We start from the raw sequence: 25,815 nt of genomic DNA on the forward strand, positions 1-25,815 counted from the left end.
CTACTTCCAACGCCATGCTACCCACTGCCCACTATACTGCTTTCATTAAACGCCGGGCGGCGGAGCTGGGCTTTATGTACTGCGGCATCTCCAAAGCGGAGTTCCTGGAAGAAGAAGCCCCGCGCCTCGAAAACTGGCTGAACCGCCAGATGAACGGGCAGATGGGCTACATGGCCAACCACTTCGATAAGCGCCTGGACCCGCGCCTGCTGGTAGACGGTGCCAAATCCGTGATTTCCCTGCTCCTGAACTACTACCCCCCCGAGGAAGACCAGCAGCCCGACGATACCCTCAAAATCAGCAAATACGCCTACGGCCGCGACTATCACTTCGTCATTAAAGACAAGCTGAAGACGCTGCTCCAGGATATGCAGCAGGAAATAGGGGAGATAGGTGGCCGCGTGTTCGTCGACTCGGCCCCGGTGATGGATAAAGTATGGGCCAAGAAGAGCGGGCTGGGCTGGGTAGGCAAAAACTCCAACCTCATTACGCCCGGCATCGGCTCCTTCTACTTCATTGCCGAGCTCATTGTGGATGTAGAGCTGGACTACGACGGCCCCATCAAGGACTATTGCGGCACCTGCACCAAGTGCGTGGATGCCTGCCCCACCCAAGCTATTACAGAGCCCTACGTGGTAGATGGCAGCAAATGCATCAGTTACTTCACCATTGAGCTGAAGGACCAGATACCGCGGGAAGTGGAAGGCAAGTTTGGCAACTGGGTTTTTGGCTGCGACATCTGCCAGGACGTGTGCCCCTGGAACCGCTTTGCCAAACCGCACCAGGAACCCCAGTTCAACCCGCACCCCGGCCTGAAAGACCTCCGCGCCACCGACTGGCAGGAAATAACGCACGAGTTATTCTCGGAGCTATTCCGGCAGTCGGCGGTGAAACGGACGGGCTATGCGGGGCTTACCCGCAATATTCGGTTTGTGACAGGGGAGGAAAACAACGCGGCCGAAGCAGCCGGCTAACAGGCTAAATTGCGGGGCTGAACTGTGCGAACACGCGGTTCAGAATATTCTGATAGATACGAGCAAATTTCTGGTAGCACCAGGTCTTTAGCTGGTGCAGCTCCTCGGCCCCTAACATGCGCAGGGCCTTGCGAAGCTCTTTCTCAAAAAGGATTTTATCGAAGCTAACTTTGGTCAGGATTGTTTTGGCGTACTCCAGCATGGAAAGTGCTTTTAGAATAGTGCGGAGCTAGAAAATAAGGTAAGTAGGCGAGTATACGCAGCCAGCTAAAAAAGTCTGCGACCGAGGATCAATAGTGGGGTTATTTGGAGAAATATACAACTTAAAACCTGAAGTGTGCAAGTATAATTCATTGTGAAATAAAAAAGGAATGGTTTGCACCATTCCTTTTTCTTCTAGTGTCGAGCTTAGAAAGCTAGTAGGTAAACAGGGCTACTACGGCACTGGCCTGCTCCGTGGTGATGGGCTCATCAAAGGCTTCCTGCACGGCCCGCTGCAGGCGGGCACTATCGGTACCAAATACTGGGGCCAGGGTAGTCAGCTCCGAGAAAGTGACGTTGCTGACGGTTGAAAGAGGCTGGGTCAGCAGGTCTTCGCCCACGTAAGCCAGGTCGGTTTTGCCAGGCAGGGGGCTGCCGCTGGCGCCGGAGCCCACCCAGCTGCGGATAGCATCGGCGGCACCGGCTGACTGGCGCTGGCGGCGCAGCGTACGGATGTGCGCGGCGTGGCGCGCTTCTACGGAATGAATGCGCACACCGGCTTCCAGAATGCCGTTATCACTCTGCAGCGTGGTTATCTGGCCTTTGTAGGCGCGCACGCCGGCATCTTCCAGAAATTGCGCTACTGCCAAAAAGGTATCCAGGTTGGTGAACACATCGGGGAACAGCGCCGCCTGGGAGCCATTGTGGCTGCCGGTGTAATCGAAGGCGGGCTTGGTTTCCGCCACGCCACCGGAGTTGGTAATGGCCGTGGTCAGGAAATCGACGTGCTGCTGCTCGTGCTGCTGAATGGTCACAAAATCGGCGCGCACATCGGCCGGGATAAAGCCGGCCGGTACTTTGCTACCGTCGGGCTTTGCCAGCAGGCCCAGGGCGGTGCGGTAGAAGTCGTTTTCCAGGTGTTCCAGCACCAGGGCAAACTGCAGCACATCCAGGGGCGTGTTGCGGGCATGCGCGGGCGTAGCAAACAGCAGGCTGCCGGCGGCCAGCGGGAGGCTGGCGGCGGCCACTTTCGCGCCCATAGCGCCCAGCCGGCCCAGAATAGCGCGGCGCTGACTGGCCTGCTCGTATACTGCGGGATTCGCCTCGGCCAGCTCGGCCAGAAGTTGAAGAATATTCATGTGATACGAAGAGAAAAGCCGCGAGAATTAAGCCGTGGGCAGCGCCGCGCCCGAAATCTGAATGACGGAGAACTTGTTTACCTCTACCAGCACCTCCAGAGGCGTTTTGCTGTCGTCGAGGCCGGCTAGAGCACCGGAAGCCGCTACCACATCGGAGCCGGCAAACGAGCCGGGCTGACGCAAGTCGCGCACCAGGGCGGCGTGCCGGGCTTCCACGGAGGATATTTTAGCCAGGGCGGTGAGGAAAATCGGTGTGTTAATAAGCTTGGCGGCCCCGTTGTAGGCGGCTACGCCCAGATCTTCCAGCTGTTGCGCGGCTTCCAGCACGCCGACGCGGGTAGTCAGCGTGAAGGCAGCAAACGTAAATTCCAGGTTGGCTGGCGGTGCGTTGCCCAGGGAGGTGAGCACCTGCGCCAGGTATTCCCGGTGCAGCACTTCGTGCTCGTACAGCTGCTGGAAAATGGCTTTTTCCTCGGTGCTGAAATCGGTCGGCGGTGCGGCTACCACCTTCTGATAGAAGGCGGCCTCCAACTGCTCCAGAATGTAAGCATAGGTAAACACGCCTTTCTCCCCACTTTCTAGCGAAAGCCTGGGCTCGGTGGGCGTTACGTTATTGTCTTTACAGCCCGCCAGCAGCAAAGCGGAAGTTGCGGCAGCCGCACCGGCCACCTGAAAGAAAGAACGGCGCTGCATTGCGCGCGTCAGCAAAGTAGAAGCTCCAGAATCAGACATTGGCATTAAATACCCGCCAGCAAATGCCAGCCACCACACGAGGCCGGATAAAACAAAGGTAACCCGATAAACCGGGACGCCCAACCACAGGAGTCGTGCCGGCCCGGTAACGTTGCAAAGAGCCTACTACACAAAAAAGGCTGCCCAAGAGAGCAGCCTTTTCTATAACACGAAGATAGGATAATGATAGCAGTCTTATGACTGAATGAAGGGTCCGGCAATGCTTACTACCGTTTCCTGATCCAGGCCTTCATCAAAGGCTTCGCTCACCTGCTCTTTGGTGTAGCCCAGGGTGGTGAGGTCTACGCCGCCCTGCATTACGTTGGCTTCGGAGGGGAAGGTAGTAGCTGGCTTGCCGGGACCATATACAGCAGCCACGGCGCCGTTAGCTTCGGCGTTGGTAATCCAGTTGGCCTGCATTACGCCATTAGCACGGCGCATAGCGCGGATGTGCGAGGCATGGCGGGCTTCTACGGAGTGAATCTGTAAAGCCACCGTGAGGTAGTTGTTGGGGTTACCGGCATCTTTAATCTCGCCGGCTTTGCCTTTGTACGCTCGTACGCCGGTGTCTTCCAGAGACTGGGCATAGGCCAAGAAGTTGGCGTAGTTGTCGAAAGCAGGACCGAAGTCAAAGCCTTTGGGGCGGGGATTTGCCTTAGCTCCCAGCGCGCCTTTCAGCAGGGCTACGTGGGCGGTTTCGTGCTTCTTGATCAGCTGAATAGCGGAGGTAGGAGCACCGGCAGGAATCAGACCTGCTTTGTTCAGGGCCTGGGCATAGAAGTCTTCTTCCAGGTATTCCAGCAGCAGGGCGTAGTTGAAAACGTCAAATACGTCTTTGGTGCCGGCCATGGCCTTGTTGAAGGCGGAGCCAATGGCAATAGGGGCAGCAGCCAGGGCCGCTTTCTTGCCCATAGAGGCCAGGGAGGAGAAGATGTCGCGGCGCGAGTTCAGCTTCGCCATCGTTTCAGGCTCTACTTTCTCCAGTTCAGATAGGATATGAAAAAGATTCATGGGATTCGTTCTTCAGGGGGTGAGTTATTTACCTACGTTGCTTCCGCTGATGGTTTCTTTGATGAAGGGCTGGGCAGCCTTCAGCACATCAGCTACTTCCATTGCTTTATCGAGACCCGTAGCAGGATCCACGATATCATCTGAAGCGAAGTCGCCATTATTAATCAGGTCACGGATATAAGCCGCGTGGCGGGCTTCCACCGACACGATTTTACCGGCTAGCAGCAGGTAAGTGGTATCCTTAATGAGCTTGCCGGCGCCGTTGTAGGCTGCTACGCCCAGGTCCTCGAAGGTCTTGGCGTAGGTGAGTACGGAAGTGCGGCTCTTGAAATCAATCTTGCTGAAATCGGGGGTCAGGCCCTTAATGGCTTTGCTGCCGAGCGCCGCTTTGAAAAAGTCGCGGTGAATGGCTTCATGCTTGGCAATAGCCGTCATGTACTTGCTTTCGTCGGCACTGATGCCGTCGTAAGGGCTGGCAATTACCTGAGCGTAGAAAGCGGCTTCCAGCTGCTCCAGGGCATATGCATAGTTTAATACGCCGATATCACCAGTGCCCAGGTCAACCGTGCCGTCGGCTGGGGTCATGTTGTTATCTTCATCATCATCACAGCCCGATAAAGCCAGCGCTGCAATACCAACGGCGGCACCACTGTACATCATGAAGGAGCGGCGTTGAATCGGGGCGGTCAGGGGAGCGGCAAAACCTGCTTCCTCCTCACCGGAATGGAGTACTTTTGACATGAGTGTTGGATAATTGGATGATGAATAGGAAACTTCAGGCAATACAAAGTCAGCACACGCTAGAAGCCTGTTTTTCAGTGCTAAACCCGAGAAATCCTGAATCTGACATCACTTACGACCTCTTCAGCAAAGTGGATTCCCTGAAGCCTGAATTTTGTACACATTAGCTGTGGTATAATCTAATATTTGCTTGCAATTCTTCTGTAAAATGCTGATAGAGAGTATAGGAAAGCGTTCCGCAAGCTTTTATGTAGCTTTGACGTTCTGCTTTGCTGGCGTGGTATGATATCCGGGTTTCGTTGGTTATGCTTAATTTTTGCCTTGCTGCTGCCGCTGGTGGTGGGGGCGCAGCCTACTACGTCGCCCACCACGGCCCCCGCACCGGCGCAACCTACCCCCGCTGCTCCAGCCATGCCCACCGGCACCGCTGCCATAGTGCTGGGCCCGGCCGCCTTTCCCATCAATGAGTACTTCACCATCAGCTTTAAGCTGACCGGGGCACCCTTGGAGCGGTATTCTGCTTTCCCGGATATCGAAGGTTTCAAGAAAAGCGGCAAGTCCAGCACCACCACCACGCGCATCGTCAATGGCCAAACCACCACGGAGCTGACCATTACCCAGCGCTACGCGGCTTTTAAAGAGGGGGAGTTTGTGCTGAAGCCATTTTCCCTCACCATTAATGGTCAGGCGGTTCGCTCGGGGGGGGCTACGCTGAAAGTGCTACCGCAGCAGGCTGCCCCCGTGCCGCCGCCCGGCGGCGTGGCTCCCGGCATCGGCCTGCTGGATCAGCTTTTTGGCAAGCCCAAGCTCCAGGATTTTGTGGAGCCGCGCGACAATGCCTTCCTGGCCGTAGCCCCCGATAAAGGCAGCGTGTATGTGGGCGAAGGCGTGCACGTGGCCCTCTACTTCTACCTGACCCCCGCCGACCAGGGCCTGCTCAACTTCTACAATTTTGCCGGGCAGCTGCCCGGTATTCTGCGCCAGCTACGCCAGCCCACGGTGTGGGAAGAGCCTTTTGATGAGCAGGAAGTGCTGCCCGAAGCCACCGTAGTAGGTGGAAAGCCCTATCTGCGCTACCGCCTCTACGAAGCCGAGTATTACCCTCTGACCACCCGTGCCCTGCAGCTGCCCGCTGTGGCCCTGCAAATGGTGAAGTATAAAGTGGCCAAAAAGCCGGAGCCCGGCCTGGATAACCGGATGGAAGGCCTTAAAACGTTTTTCTCGCTGCCGCGCACCGTGGCCGTGAAGCCCCTGCCGCTGCACCCCCGCCGCGACGAAGCCGTGGTAGGTTCCTACCGCCTGCTGGAGTCCATCGACAGAACCAATTTCATGACGGGCCAGGCCTTTACCTACACCCTGCGGGTAGAAGGCGAGGGTAACCTGACGGCTATGCAGGCCCCGGTGCCGGCACCCCGCCCCGGGCTGGAAATATATGGCCCCGAGGTGCAGCAGGAAACCACCCGGTCCGGGGGGCGTGTGGGCGGACGCAAAACCTTCCGCTACCGTCTCATATCACGCCAGCCCGGCCCCGTACCGCTGGATAGCCTGTTTTCTATTCTGACCTTTGACCCGGTGGCGGCCAGCTATGTTACGCTGCGCCCCGAGCTGCGCGTGGTAGTGAAAGGGGCGCCCCGCATGCTGCGCACCCTCAGCGCCCGCACCACCGACCCCTATTATGAGCCGCGCCTGTTTGACTATAATAACACGCTGCGGCCCCTGCACACCCCCGACTTTGTGCGCCGCTACGCTAACCTGTTGCTGGTAGCGCTGTTTCTGCTGGCAGTGGTAGGCTGGTGGCGCGGGAATGCCGGCCCGCGGGGCTAGCTTGCAGCCGCTTTCAGCACCGGCAGTTAAACCTGCGTGGCGCCTTTTTATTTGACCTCAGTATAGACCTGGCCTGATTTCCCATGAGCAATTCATACGGACGCCTGTTTCGCATTACCACCTTCGGCGAATCGCATGGGCCCGGCATTGGCGTTATCCTGGATGGCTGCCCGGCGGGACTGGCCGTTAGCACGGAAGAAATTCAGGCGGCCCTGGACCGCCGCCGCCCCGGCCAGAGCGACCTGACCACGCCCCGCAAAGAAGCCGACCAGGTAGAAGTGCTGTCCGGCTTGTTTGGCGGCTATACCACCGGCACGCCCATCAGCCTGCTCATCCGCAACCAGGACCAGGCCAGCCACGACTACTCCCACATCGAGCACGCCTACCGCCCCTCGCACGCCGACTATACCTACGACCAGAAATACGGCCGCCGCGACTACCGTGGGGGCGGGCGCAGCTCTGCCCGCGAAACGGCCGCCCGCGTAGCTGCCGGAGCCATTGCCGCCGCTCTGCTGCGCCAGCACGGCATCGTGGCCCAAAGCTACGTGTCCCAGGTAGGCGCCGTGCAGGTGCCCGTGGGGCATGAGCAGCTGGATCTGGGGCTGATTGATACCAACCCCGCGCGCTGCCCGCACCCGGAAACGGCCGAGCGCATGGCCGAGCTGATCCGCCAGACCCGCGACCGGCACGACACCGTGGGTGGCGTGGTAACTGGCGTAGTGCACGGCGTACCTGCCGGACTGGGCGAGCCGGTGTTTGATAAGCTGCACGCCGAGCTAGGCAAAGCCATGCTGAGCATTAATGCCGTGAAGGCCTTTGAATACGGCTCCGGTTTTGCCGGCACGCTGCTGTTCGGCTCTGAGCACAACGACCAGTTTTACACCGATGAACAGGGCGCGGTGCGCACCCGCACCAACCACAGCGGCGGCATTCAGGGCGGCATCAGCAACGGGCAGGAAATTTATTTTCGGGTAGCGTTTAAGCCCGTAGCCACCATTCTGCAGCCTCAGGCCACTATTAACGACCAGGGCGAGGAAATTACCCTGGCCGGCCGGGGCCGCCACGACCCCTGCGTGCTGCCGCGCGCCGTACCTATCGTAGATGCCATGACCAACCTGGTGCTGGCCGATATGCTGTTGCGGGCCCGCGCTAACCGGGTATAAGCTCTTGCTGCGTACCTTTGTAACTTCTGCTGCTGGTTCCTTGTTGTACTACCGGATCCTCCAGTTTACGCTGATTCCTAAGCATTCCATTTCTTATGAATACTACTTCCCCTACCGCGCCGGTTTCCATCTACGCCGAAGCCTCGCCCAACCCTGAGTCCATGAAGTTTGTGCTCAACGCCACGCTGGTAAGCGAAGGTGTGAGCGTAGACTATCCTAACGTAGAAGCCGCTACCAATTCGCCGCTGGCCCAGGAGCTTTTTAACTTTGATTATGTAGGCCGCGTGTTCATTGCGCAGAACTTCGTAACCATCACCAAAACCTCTGAGCACCAGTGGACGCAGCTGATTCCCGAGCTGCGCACTTTCCTGAAATCGTACGTGGAAGCCGGTGGCCCCATCTTCACCGTAGACCCTACTGCTGAGCACAAAGCGGCCCAAACGGCCGCCGCCGGCGACTCCTCCGAGCAGGACCAGCAAACCAGCCAGAAAATCATCGACCTGCTGGAAAACTACGTGCGCCCCGCCGTGGAGCAGGATGGTGGCAACATCACCTTCCGCAGCTATAAAGATGGCGTGGTAACCGTAAACCTGCAGGGTTCCTGCTCCGGCTGCCCCTCCGCCACCGTTACGCTGAAATCAGGCATTGAAAACCTGCTGAAGCGCATGGTACCGGAAGTAACGGAAGTAGTTGCTGAAGGCATTACCGCCCACTAAGCGCACCGCTGAAGCTGCTTCAGCCTTATAGCTCTTTATAGAAAAAGCCCAGCCTATCCGGCCGGGCTTTTTCTATGCCGGGTTACCAACGGCGGGGGTTCTCACCACCAAAGGCAAACGCACGGGAAATATTGAACCCGAAGAAAATGTCGCCATCGAAGAAGTCACCGGCTGTGCGGGGGATGAACAGCGGCTCAATCATGGCCTGGGCATTGGTTACGTGCAGCTGAAATACGTGGCCACCGGTTTCAATGTCAAAGCCCAGGGCCAGGGAATTGCGGAAATCATCGGCTGTTGCGCCGGGCAAAACATAGTAGTATTCGGCCGTGAAAGCTACGCGTTGGGTTAGCTTCTGGCGCCCGGCCGCGCCCAGCGCCCACACGTCGTTCTGGTCGTGCGGGGTGTTCACTAGGTTGCGGTGAATGAAGGTGGGCATCAGCTGCAAGGAAAGCCCTTCGGATAATTTGCGGGCTACCAGGGCCTGCCCGGTATAGGCTAAGCGCGTGCGGAAAGGCCGCTCCGGCCCGCTGTAGCGTAAGCTGGTGAGAGCCGTAGTTCCCAGCAGCGTTACCGAGACGGGCATGAGGCGGCTGCCGGTTTGCTGCCGCAGCAGCCGATATTTCGCAAAGCCATCGAAGGTCTTTTCTAGGGAGCTGCGCCCGATACCTAGGGCCAGCCGGTCGGTGAAACCATACTCTAGCCCCAGCCGGATGGTAGCCTGATCTAGCCCAAAGAAGTTGTAGGCGCCACTGTTCAGCGGCCCAAAGCGGTGCGAAATCAGAAACAGCAGTACCTGTGCCCTGGGCGTTTCTACGGATTGCCCGTTGATGACGCGCGTACCTTTAAACGTAGCGGCTACCGGCGCGACGCTATCGGCGGGCACTTGCTGGTTGAGCTGCCGGAGCAGGTCGTTGCTGGTGTCCTGCGCCGAGCTGCGTAGGGGAAGAAAGCCTGATAGGAGAACCAGAAGGGAAAGCAGATACCGGTAGCGCATAGCAGCATAGCTTAAGGTTGAGAAGCAGGCGGACAAAGCATATTCACGGTTACGGCCACCGACTTGGCAATATGCTCGCGCACCAGCCGGGGGATTTTTATATTGTAATCGGCGGGCGCCACGCTGAATTTTGCGTGGAGCTGCAGGCCATTGTCGCGCAGCTCCAGCGTGCCGGGTACCCGTACCTGATGCGTTACGCCATGAATGGTCAGGTCGCCTTCGGCCTGTACTTGTTGCGGGCCGCTGGTTTGCATGGTGGCCGCGTTAAAGCCCAAAAGCTTGCCCACAAAGGTGGATTTCGGGTAGCGGTCCGATTCCACATAGTTCTCATTGAAGTGCTCCTGCATCAGTCCGTTGGGGAATACAAAGGATTTCATGGAAACGGAGAAAGCCAGCTGGCCGGTGCCGAGGTCGATGATGCCGCCGGCCTGCTGGGTTTTTGCCTCAATATCTTCCAGGGGCGCGGAGGAGTAAAAGCTGATGCCCCCGCTGTGCGTCATGTATCGGCCCTGCCCTAAGGCAGCCAGGGGTAGCAGAAACGAGAGAAAAAAGATTCTGAGAAGTCTCATAGCTGCAGGAAAAAGAAGTGAGAAGCTAGTTATCAGGAGCACCTGCTTCTATCCAGGCCCGAATGGCGGCTATGTCGCAGGCGCTTAGCTGGGGGGCATCTTTGGGCATGGCTGGGAAGCCCGGGGCGTGCGTTACTACGCCCAGCAGGGTACCCTGCTCGGCCAGATGCTGTACTTCGTGCGCCTCTTCCAGCACAATACTGCCCTCGGCGGTAGTACTGTTATGGCAGGAAAGGCAGTTGGCTTGCAGGATAGGCGCAATGGTGCCCTGGTAGGTAACGGCGGAAGTATCACAGGCCGGCGCCGGGAACAGCTCTTCGGCATTATCATAGGCGCAACCGCTGACCAGGCTGAGGGCCCCGGCCAGCAAAAACAGTCGGAGTAGCATAGAATAACAGATTACTGCGGGTTGGATATCTTATCTTAATTCATCTGTAATGCCGACGGCAGCAGCCGGTACTGTACCGAGAAGAATACCCCGGCGCTGCTCAGCTTCACCTTGCCATAGCCCACACCGCCCAGCGGAACCTTTACAAACGGCTCCGCACGCACGCCCCAGCGCGCCTGCACCTGCCGCTCATACCCGGCAGAGAGATTCAACACACTTAGTGGATGGTTGCTACCATTTACTACCTGCCTGGTGCGGCGCACCGGCTGGTTCGCATAGGTATACCAAAGCTCATATTGCTCGTCGCGCATGAGCAGTGACGAGAGGCCCGCGCTGGCAAATACCTGATAGGTGGGCCGGTAAAGCAGCGCGTAGCGGAGGTTCAGGGGAATATCCAGCATGCCACATACCGCATAAACCCGGTCCAGGGGCACTTTGCCGTAGGTCACGTGGTAGTCGGAGCCGCGGGTTTCGTAGCGCTTCACGGCGTGCAGCAGGCCGGTGTTCAGGCTGAGGCGAGGGGTAAAGAAGTATTCCAGCTGCACGCCCACGTCCCGGCCGGTTTTTTCTATCTCCGACATGCGCACGGCGCTTACCTCCGGCGCATATTGCAACGCCAGGCCCAGGCGGTAAACAGGCTTGCGGCGTGGACTTTTTGAGTGGCTGGTGGTATCCTCAGGCGTTGTAGCCGCTACCGCGGGCGGGGCAGGCGCAGCAGTTGAGTCTGTAGTAGGTGGATCTGGCGTAGCTGGGGGAACGGTAACTGCAGAACCAGCAACCGGAACCTCTGACGCATCAATAGCTGATGAGCCGGAAGAAGACCGGTGCCGGCCGGAGGAGAGTAGCGTGCGGCTGGCTGCAATGGAAGGGGCCGTGTTTGATTTTTCTGTAGATACCTGCCCGAGCTTAGCCCGTTTTCTGGGTGCAGCCTCCAGCATTAAAAATCCTTTAGCCGGAGCAGAAAGGTTGTGTGGCGCTGCTTTTGCCCGAGGTGCTGCCACTACCGTTTGGGGGAGTTGTGCAGTGGATTTCAGGGCAAGTTGCGGCTGGGCTTTGGTCGTAGGGGAGGTTGATTTTTCTTGGGTGGAAGACCGGGATACGTGCGGCGAAGCTTGCGGAAAGCGGGATGCAGAAGCTAATGGTTGCCGCAGCCTGCCAACAGCCGGCGCCGCCGACCGGGCCGGAGGCGCCGATAGGTGCGGAGCGTACATAAACCAGCCTGATAAAAGTACGGCAATCAGGCCCACCTCCGCTACAAACCAGCGCACCACCTGCCGAATTGCCCGCTGGTAGCGCATCAGCCCGTTGAGCCGCGGCTCCATGTGGTGCCAGCCCTCCGAAGCGTCCGCCGGGGGGTAAGCCGCCGTGGTGCGCCGGAACAGAGCGTCCAGCTCTTCATCCGATAGATTGGGCGTGGGCATAGTGGTGGGTGCGTTGCAAAAACGCCCGTAGATGACCCCGGGCTTTGGAGAGGTTTGATTTGGAGGCGCCTACCGAAATGCCCAGCTGGCGGGCTATTTCCTCGTGGGTGAAACCATCCAATACATATAAATTGAATACTGTGCGGTAGGCGGGCGTGAGCTGCTGAATCAGCGCGGTCAGGTCTTCGTAGGCCAGATTGTCCAGTGGGGTAGGGGCGGCATCCGGGCGGATGTAGGCTTCTTCTTCCAGGGCCAGCTGCTGCTGGTGCTTCACCTGGGCCCGGTAATAATCAATGGCCGTGTGAATCATGATGCTCTTCAGCCAGCCATGAAATGAGCTTTGCAACTCGTAGCGGCCCGGGTCGAAGCGCCCGATGTCGCGGAATAGCTTCATAAACCCATCATTCACCACTTCCATGGCTGCCTCCCGATCATGGGCATAGCGCAGGCAGATGCTCAGGGCATAGCTGTAGTACCGGGTGTAGAGCTGCCGCTGACTGGTGCGCTCCATACGGCGGCAGCCCGCCAGTAGGGCAGGCAGCTGTTCCGGTTGCATAGGAGGTTGCGCAGTCACTGGAAAAGCTCTTTTTAGGTAGCTCGCAGAAAGCGGGCCGATGGTTGCCTGCCTTCTATAAGTTATCAGAAAATCAGAGCAATACCTGCGGTGGAGCTGGCCTAAAAGCAGAAAAGCCCGGCCATAGGGCCGGGCTTTTCAAAAAGGAAGTCAGATAGACTATTGAACCGTCGTCGACAGTTTGGGGGCACCGCCGGCATCGGCAATTTCCGTGGTGTGCTCCACACCCCGCTCGCGGGCCTCTTTGCGGCCGTAGGTGTCCAGGATAATAGGCGTGGCAATGAACAGCGACGAGTACGTGCCGAAAATTACCCCCACAATCATGGCGAAGGAGAAGGAGCGCAGCGTTTCACCGCCGAAGATGTACAGTACCAACACCACCAGGAATACCGTAGTGAAGGTAATCATGGTACGGGAGAAGGTGCTGTTCAGCGCCGGGTTTACCACCTGGGCAAACGTGAGGTGCTTGTTCTCGTGCAGATACTCCCGGATACGGTCGTAGATAACCACCGTATCGTTCATGGAGAAACCGATAACCGTCAGCACGGCCGCCACGAAAATCTGGTCCATCTCATAGTTCAGACCAAACAGGCGGGCAATGGGGAAGGCCGCAATTACCAGCAGGGCATCGTGGAACAGTGCCACTACGGCCGCCATGGAGTACTGCCACTTCTCAAAGCGGAACAGCACGTACACGAAGATACCCAGCAGCGTGAGGCCCAGGCTCAGAATCGAGGTCTTCTTGATGTCGTCGGCAATGGTAGCGCCTACTTTGGAAGTGCTCTTGATCTGGGGCTGGTCGGCGCCGTATTTCTTCAGGCCATTCAGCAGAGCTTGCTCTACTTTCTTGTCCGCTCCTACGCTTTCGTCATCGGCCAGGTAGCCGGTGGTGATGCGCAGACGGTTGGGCGAGCCGAAGGTTTTTACCTCAGTACCGGCACCCTGGAAGTCTTTCTCCAGGGCAATACGAACGTCTGAAGCAACTTCCGCTTTGTTGAAGTCAACGATGTACGAACGGCCACCGCGGAAGTCAACGCCCAGGTTAGGACCACCCTGGAAGTACATCAGCACAAAGCCGATAACAATGAACACCGTGGAGAAGGTATAAGCGTACTTGCGCTTGCCCACAATGTCAAAATTCAGGTTCTGGAACAGGTTCCGCGACAGGAACGTGGTGAACTGAATCTTGCTGGTGTCTTTGCCTTTGGTCAGATACTCAATGATCAGACGCGACACGAATACGGCCGACAGGAACGAGGTGAGTACGCCAATGCCCAGCGTTACCGCGAAGCTTTGTACCGGACCTGTACCGAAGAAGCCCAGAATCACGGCAATCAGCATCGTCGTCACGTTGGAGTCGAAGATGGCCGTGAAAGCGCGGGCGTAGCCTTTGTTAATAGCGTCCTTCAGGTGCAGACCGTGGTTCAGCTCTTCCCGAATACGCTCGAAGATCAGTACGTTGGCATCAACCGACATACCGAAGGTGAGCACCAGACCGGCAATACCGGGCAGGGTAAGGGCAGTACCAAACTGCGCCAGCACACCCATAATCAGGAAGCCGTTGAAGAGCAGCGCGGCATCAGCCACCAGACCCGCACGACCATAGTAAGCGGCCATGAAAATCATGATGATAGCCAGACCAGCCAGCGAGGAGAACAGACCCTGGTTGATAGCCTCCTGACCCAACGACGGACCTACTACGGCTTCTTCCACGATGCGGGTAGGAGCGGGCAGTTTACCGGCCTTCAGTACGTTGGCCAAATCCTGGGCTTCTTCAATGGTGAAGTTGCCCGAAATGCTGGAGTTGCCACCGGCAATTTCCGACTGCACCACCGGGGCGGAGTACACGTTGTCATCGAGCACAATGGCTACCTGACGACCAATATTGCTGGCCGTGAGACGCTGCCACTTCTTGGCACCCGAGGGGTTCATCTGCATCGAAACCTCGGGGCGGCCGCCCTGGTCGTAGTCCTGGCGGGCATCCGATACCACGTCGCCACCCAGCGGGGCCGTCGCCTCGCGGGTTTTGCGGATAGCATACAGCTGCAGGTATTCCTGACCGTCGATTACGCTGGGCTTCACATCCCACAGGAAGGTGAGGTTAGCGGGCAATACGGCGCGTACTTCGGGGCTGCGCATCAGGGCATTCACGCGGGCGGTGTCGCGCACGTTAGAGCCCAGGGCACCGGGCATGGTGAACAAACGCGCCAGCTGGCTGCTCTGCTGCGCGGCAGCGGTGTCAGCAGTAGCTTTCGTGTCTTTCTTCTTGGCCAGCTGGCTGGCCAGTGAGGTAGAGTCGCCGGCGGCGGCTTTAGCCGAGGTGCTGTCCGTTACGGTAGCAGCGGTAGAGGTAGTAGCAGAGGTTTTGCCGGCCGCTTCCTGCGCGGTCAGTACTTCGTTCAACTGGTTGAAATAAGGGGCGAATTCATCGGTGCGCCATACTTCCCAGAACTCCAGCTTAGCCTGGCCCTGGAGCAGCTTGCGGATACGCTCGGGGTTATCTACGCCGGGCAATTCAATCTGAATGCGGCCGGTACCTTTCACCCGCTGAATGGTGGGCTGGTTTACGCCGAACTTGTCTACGCGGGTGCGCAGGATGTTGAAGGAGCGGTCAATGGCTTCTTCTTCTTCCTTATCGATGGCGGCAATTACCTTTTCATCGGAGGAGTTGAAGTCGATACCCCGGCTCTTGTTGGTAGTGTTAGCGAAAATGCGGGCCAGCCGGTCGCCGGGAGCCACTTCGCGGAAGCTCTGCGCAAACAGAGCCGTGAAGGGCGTGGTAGGGCTGGCCTTCTGCAGCTGCTGGGCACGCTGAATAGCCTGGTTGAACTTGGGGTCCTTGGAGTTGCCCGCCATAGCGCGTACAATCTCCACCGGCGATACTTCCAGCGTAACGTGCATGCCGCCTTTCAGGTCAAGGCCGAGGCCCAGTTCCTTCTCGCGCACATCCCGGTAGGTGAGGGGGCCGAATACCGGCGCCCGCCAAACGGAGTCCAGATAGTGCTGGCGCCGCTGCTGATCTACGCTCCCGTTGCGGGTGGCATAATTTACGGCTTTCTGCTGCACGTTGCGCGATACAAACGTTAGCATCAAAAAATAGGCACACAGCACGGATACGATAACCGTGAGCGTGATAATGAGTCCTTTATTACGCATTAACCAAGAAGAAAAAGTAGTCTAAAAAACGAGGGGAGTGCTGGGCTCAACCCGCCACGCGCTACCGCAACAGCAGGCTGCCAGACACAGCAGCGGAAGCCAGGGCCGCTAGGGCGCGTGCGGCGAAACCGACGTGCCCAGCAGCCGGGTGCAGAACGTGCTGCTAACCGCCGGAGCACGTGCAGGAGCAGGCAGCAACAAGGCCGCTGCCAGGGGCCAGCCCACCAGGGGCCGCACAACCGGCAGCCAGGCGTCGGTGGCCGGAGCCAGCCAGGTGCCCAGCGGAGCCGTGGCTTCAAAGCTTACTTTCTGTTTCACCACCGCCGCCCGCGGCGTAGCGCCTACGCGGGCAGCACGCGCCGCCAGCGGCTCCGGCAGGCGGAGCATAGCTACCGCCTGATGGTTGAGCCCCAGCACCCAGAGCAGGGTGAAGAAGAGCAGCATCAGGCGCAGACGCGGAGCAAACGTGGTGATAGTCAGAGTCATCAGAAAATCAGGAGTGCAAATATAGCCAAATCAGCCGCTTGACGAAAGCCGCAGGGAAAACTAGCCTGCAATTCCTGCTTGCCAGCGGCCAAATCTGGGTAAGCTGCAGCCCCGGCCGGGCGTAAAAAAGCCGAGCCGCCCGGATGGAGCAGCTCGGCTTTAAGAACTTAGGAGAGCCAGGCCTTAGGCCGATTTGGCATCCTGGGCGACTTTGGTTTTCAGAAACGAAACCAGCACGTCCAGGCCCTTATCAAAGTGGCGATTATTAGGAATGATGATGTCGGCGTCCTGTTTGAAGGGTTTGATGTACTTCTCGTAGGTGGGGGCCACGTGGTGGGTGTAGCGGTAGAGCACGTCTTCCAGATCATAGCCCCGCTCGTCCCGGTCGCGCACAATGCGGCGCAGCACTTTCACGTGCTCCTCGGCGTCGATGTATACTTTCAGATCCAGCAGCTTGGCCACTTCCTCAAAGTAGAACACGAAAATGCCTTCTACCACCACAATAGGGGCCGGCTTAAACACCAGCTCTTTGGGCTCGGCACCGGGATTGTTGAAAGTGTACTCCGGGCGCCGTACTTCCAGCCCCTTGCTGATCTGCAGCACATCGGCCGCGTAGGCCGCCGAGTCGATGGAGGAAGGCAGGTCGAAGTTGGTGACGCCGTTGCTGTCTACCGTCTGCGTTTCGCGCGGGTGGTAGTAGTTGTCCTGCGAAATAAGGCAGATTTCCTCTTTAGGAAAAGCCGCCAGCAGGCGACGCAGAAAGGTGGTTTTGCCGGAGGCGCTACCGCCCGTGATACCGACAATATAAGGATGTTGCATGGGGTGGGTTGGAGGCCCGTACCGGCAGGGCCAACCCTGCAAAAGTAGGCATTTTGCCGCTTAGCCCCGGCAGCCTCCCGAAAGATTACCTCCACGCGCAGTCTTTTCGGTCTTGTAGGTCAGTGGTTTATAATTCTTGCTGAAGGAATGTAACCAGCTTTTCTACGGCCCGGGCCCGGTGGCTCATGGTATTTTTCTCGGCCAGCGGCATCTCCGCGAAGGTGTGCTGGTGCTGCTCCGGCCGGAACACCGGGTCGTAGCCAAAACCGCCTTCGCCGTGCAGCTCTTCCGCAATCTGGCCTTCTACAGCCCCTTCAAATACGGGCCGGCGGCCATCGGGCAGCACCAGGGCCACCACCGTGCGGAACTGGGCCCGGCGGTTGGGCTGGTCCTGCAGTTCCTGCAGCAGCAGGGCCACATTATCGGCCGCGTTGCGCTGGGGGCCGGCATAGCGGGCTGAGTATACGCCGGGAGCACCGTTCAGGGCTTCTACTTCCAGGCCGGTATCATCGGCAAAGCAGGCCACGCCGTAGTGCTCCCAAACGTACTCGGCCTTCTGCCGGGCATTGCCTTCCAGCGTTTCCTGGGTCTCGGGCAACTCCTCCGCACAGCCGATATCAGCCAGGCTGAGCAGTTCTACGCCCGCAGGCAGCAAGGGCCGGATTTCATCCAGCTTATGAGCATTGTTGGAGGCAAAGCAAAGGCGCATGGCAAAAGAAAATAAAGGCTGAAGAAAGCAGAAACTGCTCCGCTGGCCGAGGCATCAGCAGCAGATAAGTCAGCACGAAGGTAGTGGAAGTAGGGTGTTTCAGAAGGCCGCCGGCCGGCGCATTTGGGTGGGTTTAGGCCGAATACTAGCTGAAAACGCCTGCTCTAGAAGGCATAAATAGAGCGTTTGGGTGAATGAAGGGCGTTATAAAAAGCCTCTTTCAGCCACCGAATGGCTTAAACCTGCGCAAAAACCGTAAAAAGCAAGGGTTTGGTTTTGAAATCCGCCATTAGGCTGTACCTTTGCACTCCCTTCCGCAAAATCGGCAGGCAGACAAGGTTTTAACGGGTATCCCCATCATGAAAAAAGACATCCACCCCCAGTATCGCGAAGTGGTGTTTCAGGACACGTCGAGCGACTTCAAATTCATCACCCGTTCGACGATGAGCTCGAACGAGACCATCACGATGGAAGATGGCAAGACGTACCCCGTCATCAAGGTGGAAGTTAGCTCGGCCTCGCACCCCTTCTACACCGGCAAAAACGTGTTTATCGACACCGCTGGCCGCGTAGAGAAGTTCCGCAACCGCTACCAGAAGAAAGCCTAACGAAACCAACCGTCGCCGGCCCCGGGCCTGAGACAGTTGTTTTGTTGAGAAAATTGGAGAAACTCCCTTCCTGCACGGAAGGGAGTTTTTTATTTGCCAATTTTGCGGCGGCCGCCATTTCCCGGAGGGCTACTCAGGCGGAAACTCATCTACCCGCTATCAGCTACTATTATGACTGTTCTTTTCTTCGACGACCCTGCCATTCGGCCGCACCTGCTGCCCTTCACCTTCACGCGCCCGGTGGCGGCGCTGCGCTGCGGCATTCTCACCGTAGCTGAAAAGTGGCAGCATCGCCTGAAGCTGGAAGAAATCTATTACCTCACCGAAGCCTACCTGCAGGCAAAGTTTCCCGCCGCACCCGTTACCGACGGCCAGGCCCTGCTCATTAACGGCGCCGTGTGCCCCGATGATGTGCTGGCAAAGCAGGTGCAAAACCTGCAGCCCGGGCAGGCCCTCATGTGCGATGATACGCTGGTGGCCGCCTGCGTGGAAAACAGCACTTCCCTGGCCGAGCTCTACGAAAAGGGCTTTCCTAACGTGGTGAATGTGCTGGAGCCCGTAACGGTGCTGCGCCACCCCTGGCACCTGTTCCTGCGCAATGGCAGCGAAATCCGCCGCGACTTCGCTCTACTCACCGAAGGCCGCGAGTCGCAGCCCGTGGGCGATGCGCATACCATTGTGTACGGCGCCGAAAACATCTTTATTGAGGAAGGTGTGAAGATCAGAGCCGCCATTCTGAACGCGGAAAATGGCCCCATTTACCTGGGCAAAAACTCGCAGGTGCATGAAGGCGCCATCATCAGCGGCCCCATGGCGCTCTGCGAAGGCTCCCACATCAACCCCGGCGCCAAAATGCGCGGCGACAATACCGTGGGCCCGCACTGCAAAGTGGGCGGCGAAGTGGGCAACAGCATCCTGCTGGGCTACTCCAACAAAGGCCACGACGGCTACCTCGGCAACTCCGTGATTGGCGAGTGGTGCAACCTGGGCGCCGATACCAATACCTCCAACCTCAAGAACAACTACGCCCCGGTAAAAATCTGGAGCCATGCCGTGGGCCGCTTCGTGAACACCGGGCAGCAGTTCTGCGGCCTGATGATGGGCGACCACAGCAAGTGCGGCATCAACACCATGTTCAACACCGGCACGGTGGTGGGCGTGGCGGCCAACATCTTCGGGGCGGGCTTCCCGCGCACCTTCATTCCCAGCTTCAGCTGGGGCGGGCCGGCTGGCTTCGAAACCTTTAAGCTGCCCAAAGTGGCGGAAGTAGCTGAGCGCGTAATGGCGCGCCGACAGCTGCCCTACGATGCCGTTGAGCAGGGTATTATGTTGGAAGTGTACGCTGCCACGGCCAAAGACCGGGTATGGGAGCGGGCAGTACTACCTGCCGAGCCGCAAACCAACGTGGAACTGTAGGCACAGTCGAGCAACAACGGGCTACTCATTACGGGCAACTAAATCAACATGCGTTTTTCCGAAATTCCTGGTCAGCAAGGCGTCAAGCAACTGCTGCTGCAGAGTGTGCAGCGCCAGCACGTGGCGCACGCCCAGCTGTTTCGCGGGGCGGAAGGCTCGGCGGCAATGGCCTTGGCACTGGCTTACGCTACCTACCTGAACTGCGAAAACCAGCAGCCCGAAGATTCCTGCGGCCGGTGCCCCAGCTGTCAGAAAATCGACAAGCTGATCCACCCCGACCTCAACTTTATTCTGCCCGTCACCACTACCAAAACGGTGGCCAAGGATGCCGTCAGCAGCAAGTTTGCCGCCGACTGGCGCGCCTTTGTGCTGGAGAATCCCTACCAGGGCCTCAACGACTGGATGCAGCACATTGGGGCTGAAAACAAGCAGGGCAGCATTTCCAAGGAAGAAAGCCTGCAGCTGCTCAAGCTGGTGTCGCTGAAAGCCTTCGAGGCTAAGTTTAAAATTGTGATTATCTGGCTGCCGGAGCTCATGCACCCGGCCGCGGCCAATGCCGTGCTCAAGCTGCTGGAAGAGCCGCCACCCGCCACGGTATTCCTGCTGGTCAGCCACGCGCCGGAGCAGCTGCTGCCCACCATCATCAGCCGCGTGCAGCCCGTGGTAGTACGTGCCCTGTCAGAAGATGAGCTGACGACCTGGCTGCGTGATGTACACCAGGTGCCCGAGGTGAAAGCCCGGCAGATTGCCCAGCTGGCCGAAGGCCGTCCCGGTATGGCACTGGCCCTGCGCGAAGCCGCCACCGACCACGACTACTTCGAGTTTTTTGTGGCCTGGATGCGCATGTGCTTCAGCTACAAAGTAAATGACATGCTGACCAAGAGCGACGAGTTCCAGAAGCTGGGCCGCGAGAACCAGAAGGAGTTTCTGCACTACGCCCTGGTGGTGCTGCGCAAGGTGCTGCTCTTTGGTATTGACACAAAGCTGGTGCCCCACCTGCCCGCCAAGGAAGAGCAGTTCATGAAAGGCTTCAGCCGCTTTGTAACGCCCCGCAACGCCGACCTACTCACACGCGAGCTGAATGATGCGCACTACCACATTGAGCGCAACGCCAACCCCAAAATGGTGTTCCTGGATACCTCTTTGCGGGTAGGAGAGCTGCTGAAAACCGCATCCTAAGGCTCCTGAGGCACAAAAATACAGCTTGGTAAATAGCTATAGCAGCTGCTAAAATAGCTATAGCCAAGGCCAAGAATAGTGGTGTTGTACCTTTGCCGGGCGCAAGAAAATGAAAATCGGATTCCGTTTTTCATAGCAAGCATAATTATTAGAAAATACAGCGGCTGCTTCCCCACCCAACTGCGGCCGCCGCTGGTTTGCCCACCTGTTAGTAAGTAATTGATGAAGCCCATCCGTATAGGTACCCGTGGCAGTAAGCTGGCGCTGTGGCAGGCCAACCACGTAGCCGACGAGCTGCAGAAAGCCGGCCTCGCCACCGAAATTGTCATCATCACCACCAAAGGCGACATAGTGCTGGACCGCTCCCTGGATAAGATTGGGGCGAAGGGTGTGTTCACCGAGGAGCTGGAGGAAGGCCTGCGCACGGGCCACGTAGATATTGCCGTGCACAGCGCCAAAGACGTGCAAAGCTCCATCCCCGATGACCTGGAGTTGCTGGCCTTTATGCGCCGGGAGCGGGTGAATGACGTAGTGGTGAGCTTTGATACCACTTTCGATATTCACCGCCCCGACCTGATTCTGGGCACCAGCAGCACGCGCCGCAAGGCCATGCTGCAGCGCTTTTATCCTAACGCTACTACGGCAGAGTCGCGCGGCAACCTGCAAACCCGGTTGCGCAAGCTGGAAGAAGGTCAATACCACGCTCTGGTGCTGGCTTATGCCGGCGTGCACCGCATGGAGTACGATGGCCTGATTCGGCACGTGCTGCCCGAAACCCAGTTTGTGCCGGCTACCGGCCAGGGCAGCGTAGCCATTGAGTGTGCCCGCAGCTTGGATGCTGATTTAAAAGCACAGCTCAAAGTCGCGCTCGACCACCAGGCCACGCACATTTGCCTGCTGGCCGAGCGCGCTTTCCTGCGCACCATGGAAGGCGGCTGCAGCATTCCGTCGTTTGCTTTGGCTACGTTTGGGCTGGAGGGCGTGCTGCAACTGCACGGCGGCCTTATCAGCCTCAATGGCGAGCATTACATTGATGAAAAGCTGACCACCGCTAATGCCCAGCACGCCGAAGACCTAGGCGTGCGCGTGGCAGAAAGCGTGCTGAGTCGCGGCGGCCAGGAAATTCTGGCCGCTATCCGGCAGGAGCGGCAGTAAAAGTCAATAAGAAAGGAAGGGGTAAGGCCAGGCGGCTTTACCCTTTTTTGTTTCTGCCCAGCAGCGCGTACAGTAGCAGCGCCACAATAGCTCCGCTGGTATCGGCCAGCATGTCTTTCTGCGCGTCCCAGATGTCGCCCTGGCTGCCCAGAAAGGCAGCGCCGGCGCTGCCGCCCGCTACTACAGCGTAAATCCACTCAATTACCTCGTAGGCCATGGCTACGGTGCCGATGACGCAAAGCGGAAACAGGTAGCTGATAACGCGGCTGCGGATGAGGTTACGCTGGTCGGTGTACTCAATGAGGGCGTAGGCGAAGAAGCCGACCGAGACGTGGGCGACTCTATCAAACATATTCCGCTTGAAACCAAAGGTGTTGTTAAACCAATCGAAAGGCACCTTTTCGAAGGTGTAGTGCCCGCCTACCGTGTGCATAAAGAGGAGCACGCTCATCAGCGCATACGCCAGATTAGAGAACTGCACGCCGCGCAGGTATAGGACCACCAGCGCTACCACAATCAGAAAAATGGGCAGATTCTCGGCCCACCAGGTGCCGCGCTCAGCGGGGTTTATGCCCAGCAGCGTGAATTCAATCAGGTAAATAGCCAGCAGCAGCTTCGGAAACCAGGAAGTGTTGCGCACTGCGGTAGGGGCGGGTAGGACGTGGTCCATAAAAGAGAAGTGGAAGAGATAGGCAGGATAGGGGTGCGTCCGGAAGGGAAAGCTGATATCTTGCCGCCGAATTTCAGCCCTTTACTCCATGTTGATGCCGCTGGTTACTTCCCACTTGTTGTAGCGCGGCAACTTCCCGGGGCTGGTGTTTGCCGTTTGATGCATTCGGCGGCCGGAACCGCATCATGGCCAGCCCCGTAGGCTTTGGGCAATTGTACCTCTTTTACTCACTTATATATGAATACTGTTTCTCGCCGGGCCCTGCTGATAGGGTTGTTTCTTTTGATGATGGTATCGGCCGTGCAGGCGGCCAAGCGACCTAAATCCAGTAAAAAAGATGAGCTGGTGACCATCAGCACCTCGCAGGGAGACATCCGGTTATTATTGTTTGACGTGACGCCCGGCCACAAAGCCAATTTCCTCAAGCTGGCCAAAAGCGGCTTTTACGATGGCACTACCTTCCACCGCATCATTCCGCAATTCATGATTCAGGGCGGCGACCCGAACACGAAGGACAGTGACCCCAGCAACGACGGCATGGGCCCGGCCGGCGAGAAAACCATTCCCGCCGAAATCCGTCCCGAGCTGCACCACAAATACGGCGCGGTAGCCGCCGCCCGCCAGGGCGACTTTGCCAACCCCACCAAAGCCAGCAGCGCCTCGCAGTTCTACATTGTGCAGAACCACAACGGCACGCCCCACCTCGATGGCAATTACACCGTGTACGGCCAGGTAATCAGCGGCCTCGACGTCATTGATAAAATTGCGCAGCAGCCCAAAGATGAGCGTGACCGGCCCCTGACCGACATCAAAATGACGGTGAAAGTGGAGAAGCTCAAGAAGAAGAAAATTACCGAGCTCTACGGCTATCAGTACCAATAAACACGAGCACAGCTAGCGGTATGCGCATACTTATTACGGGCTCTAATGGCCTGCTGGGGCAGAAACTAGTAGCCCTGCTCCGGCAGCAGCCCGGGGTTGAGCTCATAGCTACCTCGCGCGGCGCCAATAAGCTGGCCTCGCTCTATCCTGAGGTGCGGTTTGTGCCGCTGGACGTAACCAGCCAGGAGCAGGTGCAGCAGATCCTGACCGAGGAGCATCCCACACATCTGATTCACACGGCCGCCATGACCAACGTGGATGAGTGCGAGCTGAACCATGAAGCCTGCTGGCAGCAAAACGTAACGGCGGTAGAATACTTGGTAGCAGCCTGCGCGCAGCTGAGCATTCATTTGCTGCACGTGAGCACCGACTTTATTTTCAGCGGGGAAGAAGGCCCTCTGACCGAAGAAGCAGTGCCGGCGCCCGTCAATTTTTATGGCGAAAGCAAGCTGGCGGCGGAAAAGCTGGTGCAGGCCAGCCCCGGACCGTGGGCTATTCTGCGCACGGTGCTGGTGTATGGCACCGCCCACGACTACGGCCGCACCAACATCGTGCTTTGGGTGCGCGACTCGCTCCGGGCCGGCAAAACCATTCAGGTAGTCAACGACCAGTTTCGCACCCCCACGCTGGCCGAAGATCTGGCGCAGGGCTGCTGGCTGGCCGCCAGGCATAATGCTACCGGCATCTTCCACATCAGCAGCGACGAGCTCCTGACGCCCTACCAAATGGCCCTCCGCGTAGCCGACTATTTCCAGCTGGATAAGTCGCTCATCCAAAAGGTAGATGCCAGCATGTTTTCCCAGCCGGCCCGCCGGCCGCTGCGCACAGGCTTTATCATTACCAAAGCCCGGCAGGAGCTGGGCTACCGGCCGCACACCTTTGAGGAAGGTATTGCACTGCTGGCTCAACAAACGGCTTAAATTACCTTTCGTTAACTGGTAATGGCAGTGGGAAACCCTTGATTTACCTCCTTCGTTCTTTATATTTCCCGCGCTATTTCCCTATTGCTGCTGAGGGTTCACACCGCCCGGCAGTCATTTATTGTTAACGTTATTATTGTTGTGTTGTGGCTACTAAGCGCCCTGCAGCCCTGGTGCGGGCTATCCGTCGGTATTTCGGCTTTTCACGTGGTGAAACTAATGGCTTTCTGTTCCTGCTGGCGCTGATGGTTTTCTGGCTGGTGCTGCCCTATTTGCTGCAGCCCGCTCTGCCGGAGTACAATGCCACCACTGATAAGCAGGAACTGGACCGGGTAGCCGCCGAGCTGACTGCCAACCGGCAGCCCCGATTCCGGAAAACGTGGCCCCAGCGGCCCCGGTACGCGCGCCCTACAGTAGCGCAAGTGGAGCTGACGCCCTTTAACCCCAACACGCTCACCGCGCCGGACTGGGAAGCCCGCGGCGTGCCGGGCTTCGTGGCCACGCGTTTGGTGCGCTACCGGGATGCGGTGGGCGGCTTTAAAGCCAAATCCCAGATTCAGAAAGCCTATGGGCTGGAGCCGGCAGTGTATGCGCGGCTGGCGCCCTATATCCAGCTCCCGGACCAGGAACCGCCCCGAACTAAAACTGCCTGGGCGGCTCACGCCAATTATCCGGCGTGGAAAGATCAGCCGGGCGGTGCTATAGCCGGCTTGCCCACGGCCGCCCGCTACCCCCGCAAACCCCTTCATCTGGCGCATTTCGATTTGAACGCGGCAGATACAACCCAGCTCCAGCAAATCCGGGGAGTGGGCCGGCGGCTGGCGGCGCGGGTAGTAGGCTACCGCGAGCGGCTGGGCGGCTTTGTTCGGGAAGAACAGGTAGGGGAGATATATAACCTGGCCCCGGACCTGGTAGACAGCCTGCGCAAGTACACGTTTGTGAAAGAAGGCTACATGCCAGCCTCTTTAAATATTAACCAGGCAACTTTAGCGGAGCTGCGCGACCACCCTTACGTGGGCCTGCGGCTGGGCCGCGTGCTCATTTCCTATCGGGAGCAGCATGGCCCTTTTCATCAGCCCGATGATTTGCGGCCCATCCGGATTATGGATGCGGCTACGCTGGAAAAGCTGCGCCCTTATCTGCGCTTTTGAGGAAACCCAGCGCTACTATCCAGCCGGTCAGAGTTGGTTTTAAAACTGCGATATGCTGCTGTGAAGCGTTGGTAGTCAGCGCATCAACACACAGGAGGAGGTAAGTGGGATGATGCCGACGGCCAAGAGGGCTACCGGGGTAAAAACTGATTAGGGGTTTTGCCGGTAGAAAACGTGACAAAATTCGGCTAACTGCGTATGGTTTTGCGAGGAGAGT

The 25,815-nt window shown here is 58.1% G+C and carries 26 protein-coding genes; 11 read left to right on the forward strand and 15 right to left on the reverse strand.

Annotated elements, in window-relative coordinates; genetic code table 11:
• Positions 1 to 14 precede the first annotated feature (14 nt).
• Positions 15 to 974: a tRNA epoxyqueuosine(34) reductase QueG gene (gene queG, locus AM218_RS01450; protein ID WP_054415193.1), complete on the forward strand. Its 960-nt coding sequence runs from the start codon at positions 15 to 17 to the stop codon at positions 972 to 974.
• Positions 975 to 978: 4 nt separating this feature from the next.
• Here the strand turns inward: queG and AM218_RS01455 are convergent, their stop codons facing one another.
• The 5 genes from AM218_RS01455 to AM218_RS01475 all read right to left on the reverse strand — a co-directional run bounded on the left by AM218_RS01455 (position 979) and on the right by AM218_RS01475 (position 4,798).
• Entirely contained in the window at positions 979 to 1,176 is a 198-nt protein-coding gene (locus tag AM218_RS01455; RefSeq protein WP_054411173.1) for a hypothetical protein, read from the reverse strand.
• Positions 1,177 to 1,390: 214 nt separating this feature from the next.
• On the reverse strand, positions 1,391 to 2,314 hold the full coding sequence (locus AM218_RS01460) for a ferritin-like domain-containing protein (RefSeq protein WP_054411176.1): 924 nt from the start codon (positions 2,312 to 2,314) through the stop codon (positions 1,391 to 1,393).
• A gap of 27 nt (positions 2,315 to 2,341) precedes the next feature.
• On the reverse strand, positions 2,342 to 3,046 hold the full coding sequence (locus AM218_RS01465) for a ferritin-like domain-containing protein (protein WP_071843660.1): 705 nt from the start codon (positions 3,044 to 3,046) through the stop codon (positions 2,342 to 2,344).
• 195 nt (positions 3,047 to 3,241) lie between these two features.
• Positions 3,242 to 4,057, reverse strand: coding sequence for a ferritin-like domain-containing protein (locus tag AM218_RS01470; protein WP_054411180.1), 816 nt, complete (start codon positions 4,055 to 4,057; stop codon positions 3,242 to 3,244).
• A 24-nt stretch (positions 4,058 to 4,081) separates the two neighbouring features.
• Positions 4,082 to 4,798 carry a ferritin-like domain-containing protein gene (locus tag AM218_RS01475; RefSeq protein WP_054411182.1) on the reverse strand — a complete coding sequence of 239 codons (717 nt, stop codon included), beginning with the start codon at positions 4,796 to 4,798 and terminating at the stop codon, positions 4,082 to 4,084.
• A 282-nt stretch (positions 4,799 to 5,080) separates the two neighbouring features.
• Between AM218_RS01475 and AM218_RS01480 the strand changes: the two genes are divergently transcribed.
• From AM218_RS01480 to AM218_RS01490, 3 genes are all read left to right on the forward strand, one after another.
• Positions 5,081 to 6,622 carry a BatD family protein gene (locus AM218_RS01480; RefSeq protein WP_082318010.1) on the forward strand — a complete coding sequence of 514 codons (1,542 nt, stop codon included), beginning with the start codon at positions 5,081 to 5,083 and terminating at the stop codon, positions 6,620 to 6,622.
• Between the two features lie 83 nt (positions 6,623 to 6,705).
• Positions 6,706 to 7,785 (forward strand): chorismate synthase, encoded by a 1,080-nt coding sequence (gene aroC, locus AM218_RS01485; RefSeq protein ID WP_054411185.1) that lies wholly within the window; start codon positions 6,706 to 6,708, stop codon positions 7,783 to 7,785.
• A 95-nt stretch (positions 7,786 to 7,880) separates the two neighbouring features.
• Positions 7,881 to 8,501: a NifU family protein gene (locus AM218_RS01490; protein WP_054411187.1), complete on the forward strand. Its 621-nt coding sequence runs from the start codon at positions 7,881 to 7,883 to the stop codon at positions 8,499 to 8,501.
• Positions 8,502 to 8,583: 82 nt separating this feature from the next.
• Here the strand turns inward: AM218_RS01490 and AM218_RS01495 are convergent, their stop codons facing one another.
• From AM218_RS01495 to AM218_RS01535, 9 genes are all read right to left on the reverse strand, one after another.
• Positions 8,584 to 9,495 carry a DUF5777 family beta-barrel protein gene (locus AM218_RS01495; RefSeq protein WP_054411189.1) on the reverse strand — a complete coding sequence of 304 codons (912 nt, stop codon included), beginning with the start codon at positions 9,493 to 9,495 and terminating at the stop codon, positions 8,584 to 8,586.
• Positions 9,496 to 9,506: 11 nt separating this feature from the next.
• Positions 9,507 to 10,064: a YceI family protein gene (locus AM218_RS01500; RefSeq protein WP_071843661.1), complete on the reverse strand. Its 558-nt coding sequence runs from the start codon at positions 10,062 to 10,064 to the stop codon at positions 9,507 to 9,509.
• A gap of 25 nt (positions 10,065 to 10,089) precedes the next feature.
• Entirely contained in the window at positions 10,090 to 10,452 is a 363-nt protein-coding gene (locus AM218_RS01505; RefSeq protein WP_157547464.1) for a c-type cytochrome, read from the reverse strand.
• Between the two features lie 35 nt (positions 10,453 to 10,487).
• Positions 10,488 to 11,873 (reverse strand): porin family protein, encoded by a 1,386-nt coding sequence (locus AM218_RS16640; protein WP_157547465.1) that lies wholly within the window; start codon positions 11,871 to 11,873, stop codon positions 10,488 to 10,490.
• Positions 11,848 to 12,429, reverse strand: coding sequence for an RNA polymerase sigma factor (locus AM218_RS01515; RefSeq protein ID WP_054411197.1), 582 nt, complete (start codon positions 12,427 to 12,429; stop codon positions 11,848 to 11,850). The genes AM218_RS16640 and AM218_RS01515 overlap by 26 nt, the downstream gene beginning before the upstream one ends.
• 177 nt (positions 12,430 to 12,606) lie before the next feature.
• Positions 12,607 to 15,603: a protein translocase subunit SecDF gene (gene secDF, locus AM218_RS01520; protein WP_054411199.1), complete on the reverse strand. Its 2,997-nt coding sequence runs from the start codon at positions 15,601 to 15,603 to the stop codon at positions 12,607 to 12,609.
• A gap of 108 nt (positions 15,604 to 15,711) precedes the next feature.
• Complete coding sequence (locus tag AM218_RS01525; RefSeq protein ID WP_054411201.1) at positions 15,712 to 16,089, reverse strand: hypothetical protein; 378 nt, start codon at positions 16,087 to 16,089, stop codon at positions 15,712 to 15,714.
• Between the two features lie 183 nt (positions 16,090 to 16,272).
• A complete protein-coding gene (gene udk / locus AM218_RS01530) occupies positions 16,273 to 16,908 on the reverse strand; it encodes a uridine kinase (protein WP_054411203.1) in 636 nt (211 codons plus the stop codon).
• 127 nt (positions 16,909 to 17,035) lie between these two features.
• A complete protein-coding gene (locus tag AM218_RS01535) occupies positions 17,036 to 17,617 on the reverse strand; it encodes a non-canonical purine NTP diphosphatase (protein ID WP_054411205.1) in 582 nt (193 codons plus the stop codon).
• Positions 17,618 to 17,976: 359 nt separating this feature from the next.
• On the opposite strand from AM218_RS01535, the gene AM218_RS01540 reads away from it, so the two are divergent.
• The 4 genes from AM218_RS01540 to hemC all read left to right on the forward strand — a co-directional run bounded on the left by AM218_RS01540 (position 17,977) and on the right by hemC (position 21,975).
• Entirely contained in the window at positions 17,977 to 18,225 is a 249-nt protein-coding gene (locus AM218_RS01540; RefSeq protein ID WP_044515169.1) for a type B 50S ribosomal protein L31, read from the forward strand.
• 171 nt (positions 18,226 to 18,396) lie between these two features.
• Entirely contained in the window at positions 18,397 to 19,641 is a 1,245-nt protein-coding gene (locus tag AM218_RS01545; RefSeq protein WP_054411207.1) for a GlmU family protein, read from the forward strand.
• Between the two features lie 48 nt (positions 19,642 to 19,689).
• Entirely contained in the window at positions 19,690 to 20,820 is a 1,131-nt protein-coding gene (locus tag AM218_RS01550) for a DNA polymerase III subunit (RefSeq protein ID WP_054411209.1), read from the forward strand.
• A gap of 222 nt (positions 20,821 to 21,042) precedes the next feature.
• A complete protein-coding gene (gene hemC, locus AM218_RS01555) occupies positions 21,043 to 21,975 on the forward strand; it encodes a hydroxymethylbilane synthase (RefSeq protein ID WP_054411211.1) in 933 nt (310 codons plus the stop codon).
• A gap of 37 nt (positions 21,976 to 22,012) precedes the next feature.
• Here hemC and AM218_RS01560 read toward each other — a convergent pair whose 3' ends face one another.
• Positions 22,013 to 22,645 carry a DUF2238 domain-containing protein gene (locus AM218_RS01560; protein WP_054411213.1) on the reverse strand — a complete coding sequence of 211 codons (633 nt, stop codon included), beginning with the start codon at positions 22,643 to 22,645 and terminating at the stop codon, positions 22,013 to 22,015.
• Between the two features lie 237 nt (positions 22,646 to 22,882).
• On the opposite strand from AM218_RS01560, the gene AM218_RS01565 reads away from it, so the two are divergent.
• The 3 genes from AM218_RS01565 to AM218_RS01575 all read left to right on the forward strand — a co-directional run bounded on the left by AM218_RS01565 (position 22,883) and on the right by AM218_RS01575 (position 25,598).
• On the forward strand, positions 22,883 to 23,527 hold the full coding sequence (locus tag AM218_RS01565) for a peptidylprolyl isomerase (RefSeq protein ID WP_054411215.1): 645 nt from the start codon (positions 22,883 to 22,885) through the stop codon (positions 23,525 to 23,527).
• Between the two features lie 20 nt (positions 23,528 to 23,547).
• A complete protein-coding gene (locus tag AM218_RS01570; RefSeq protein ID WP_054411217.1) occupies positions 23,548 to 24,447 on the forward strand; it encodes an SDR family oxidoreductase in 900 nt (299 codons plus the stop codon).
• A gap of 146 nt (positions 24,448 to 24,593) precedes the next feature.
• On the forward strand, positions 24,594 to 25,598 hold the full coding sequence (locus AM218_RS01575; RefSeq protein ID WP_157547466.1) for a ComEA family DNA-binding protein: 1,005 nt from the start codon (positions 24,594 to 24,596) through the stop codon (positions 25,596 to 25,598).
• Positions 25,599 to 25,815 lie beyond the last annotated feature (217 nt).

Origin of the sequence: Hymenobacter sp. DG25A, assembly GCF_001280305.1 — a bacterium.
In the GTDB taxonomy this organism is placed as follows: Bacteria; Bacteroidota; Bacteroidia; order Cytophagales; family Hymenobacteraceae; genus Hymenobacter.

Bases quoted from the DNA above. Each gene is read 5' to 3' on its own strand.
- queG (WP_054415193.1), top strand. From the start codon at position 15: ATGCTACCCACTGCCCACTATACTGCTTTCATTAAACGCCGGGCGGCG.
- AM218_RS01455 (WP_054411173.1), bottom strand. From the start codon at position 1,176: ATGCTGGAGTACGCCAAAACAATCCTGACCAAAGTTAGCTTCGATAAA.
- AM218_RS01460 (WP_054411176.1), bottom strand. From the start codon at position 2,314: ATGAATATTCTTCAACTTCTGGCCGAGCTGGCCGAGGCGAATCCCGCA.
- AM218_RS01465 (WP_071843660.1), bottom strand. From the start codon at position 3,046: ATGTCTGATTCTGGAGCTTCTACTTTGCTGACGCGCGCAATGCAGCGC.
- AM218_RS01470 (WP_054411180.1), bottom strand. From the start codon at position 4,057: ATGAATCTTTTTCATATCCTATCTGAACTGGAGAAAGTAGAGCCTGAA.
- AM218_RS01475 (WP_054411182.1), bottom strand. From the start codon at position 4,798: ATGTCAAAAGTACTCCATTCCGGTGAGGAGGAAGCAGGTTTTGCCGCT.
- AM218_RS01480 (WP_082318010.1), top strand. From the start codon at position 5,081: ATGATATCCGGGTTTCGTTGGTTATGCTTAATTTTTGCCTTGCTGCTG.
- aroC (WP_054411185.1), top strand. From the start codon at position 6,706: ATGAGCAATTCATACGGACGCCTGTTTCGCATTACCACCTTCGGCGAA.
- AM218_RS01490 (WP_054411187.1), top strand. From the start codon at position 7,881: ATGAATACTACTTCCCCTACCGCGCCGGTTTCCATCTACGCCGAAGCC.
- AM218_RS01495 (WP_054411189.1), bottom strand. From the start codon at position 9,495: ATGCGCTACCGGTATCTGCTTTCCCTTCTGGTTCTCCTATCAGGCTTT.
- AM218_RS01500 (WP_071843661.1), bottom strand. From the start codon at position 10,064: ATGAGACTTCTCAGAATCTTTTTTCTCTCGTTTCTGCTACCCCTGGCT.
- AM218_RS01505 (WP_157547464.1), bottom strand. From the start codon at position 10,452: ATGCTACTCCGACTGTTTTTGCTGGCCGGGGCCCTCAGCCTGGTCAGC.
- AM218_RS16640 (WP_157547465.1), bottom strand. From the start codon at position 11,873: ATGCCCACGCCCAATCTATCGGATGAAGAGCTGGACGCTCTGTTCCGG.
- AM218_RS01515 (WP_054411197.1), bottom strand. From the start codon at position 12,429: ATGCAACCGGAACAGCTGCCTGCCCTACTGGCGGGCTGCCGCCGTATG.
- secDF (WP_054411199.1), bottom strand. From the start codon at position 15,603: ATGCGTAATAAAGGACTCATTATCACGCTCACGGTTATCGTATCCGTG.
- AM218_RS01525 (WP_054411201.1), bottom strand. From the start codon at position 16,089: ATGACTCTGACTATCACCACGTTTGCTCCGCGTCTGCGCCTGATGCTG.
- udk (WP_054411203.1), bottom strand. From the start codon at position 16,908: ATGCAACATCCTTATATTGTCGGTATCACGGGCGGTAGCGCCTCCGGC.
- AM218_RS01535 (WP_054411205.1), bottom strand. From the start codon at position 17,617: ATGCGCCTTTGCTTTGCCTCCAACAATGCTCATAAGCTGGATGAAATC.
- AM218_RS01540 (WP_044515169.1), top strand. From the start codon at position 17,977: ATGAAAAAAGACATCCACCCCCAGTATCGCGAAGTGGTGTTTCAGGAC.
- AM218_RS01545 (WP_054411207.1), top strand. From the start codon at position 18,397: ATGACTGTTCTTTTCTTCGACGACCCTGCCATTCGGCCGCACCTGCTG.
- AM218_RS01550 (WP_054411209.1), top strand. From the start codon at position 19,690: ATGCGTTTTTCCGAAATTCCTGGTCAGCAAGGCGTCAAGCAACTGCTG.
- hemC (WP_054411211.1), top strand. From the start codon at position 21,043: ATGAAGCCCATCCGTATAGGTACCCGTGGCAGTAAGCTGGCGCTGTGG.
- AM218_RS01560 (WP_054411213.1), bottom strand. From the start codon at position 22,645: ATGGACCACGTCCTACCCGCCCCTACCGCAGTGCGCAACACTTCCTGG.
- AM218_RS01565 (WP_054411215.1), top strand. From the start codon at position 22,883: ATGAATACTGTTTCTCGCCGGGCCCTGCTGATAGGGTTGTTTCTTTTG.
- AM218_RS01570 (WP_054411217.1), top strand. From the start codon at position 23,548: ATGCGCATACTTATTACGGGCTCTAATGGCCTGCTGGGGCAGAAACTA.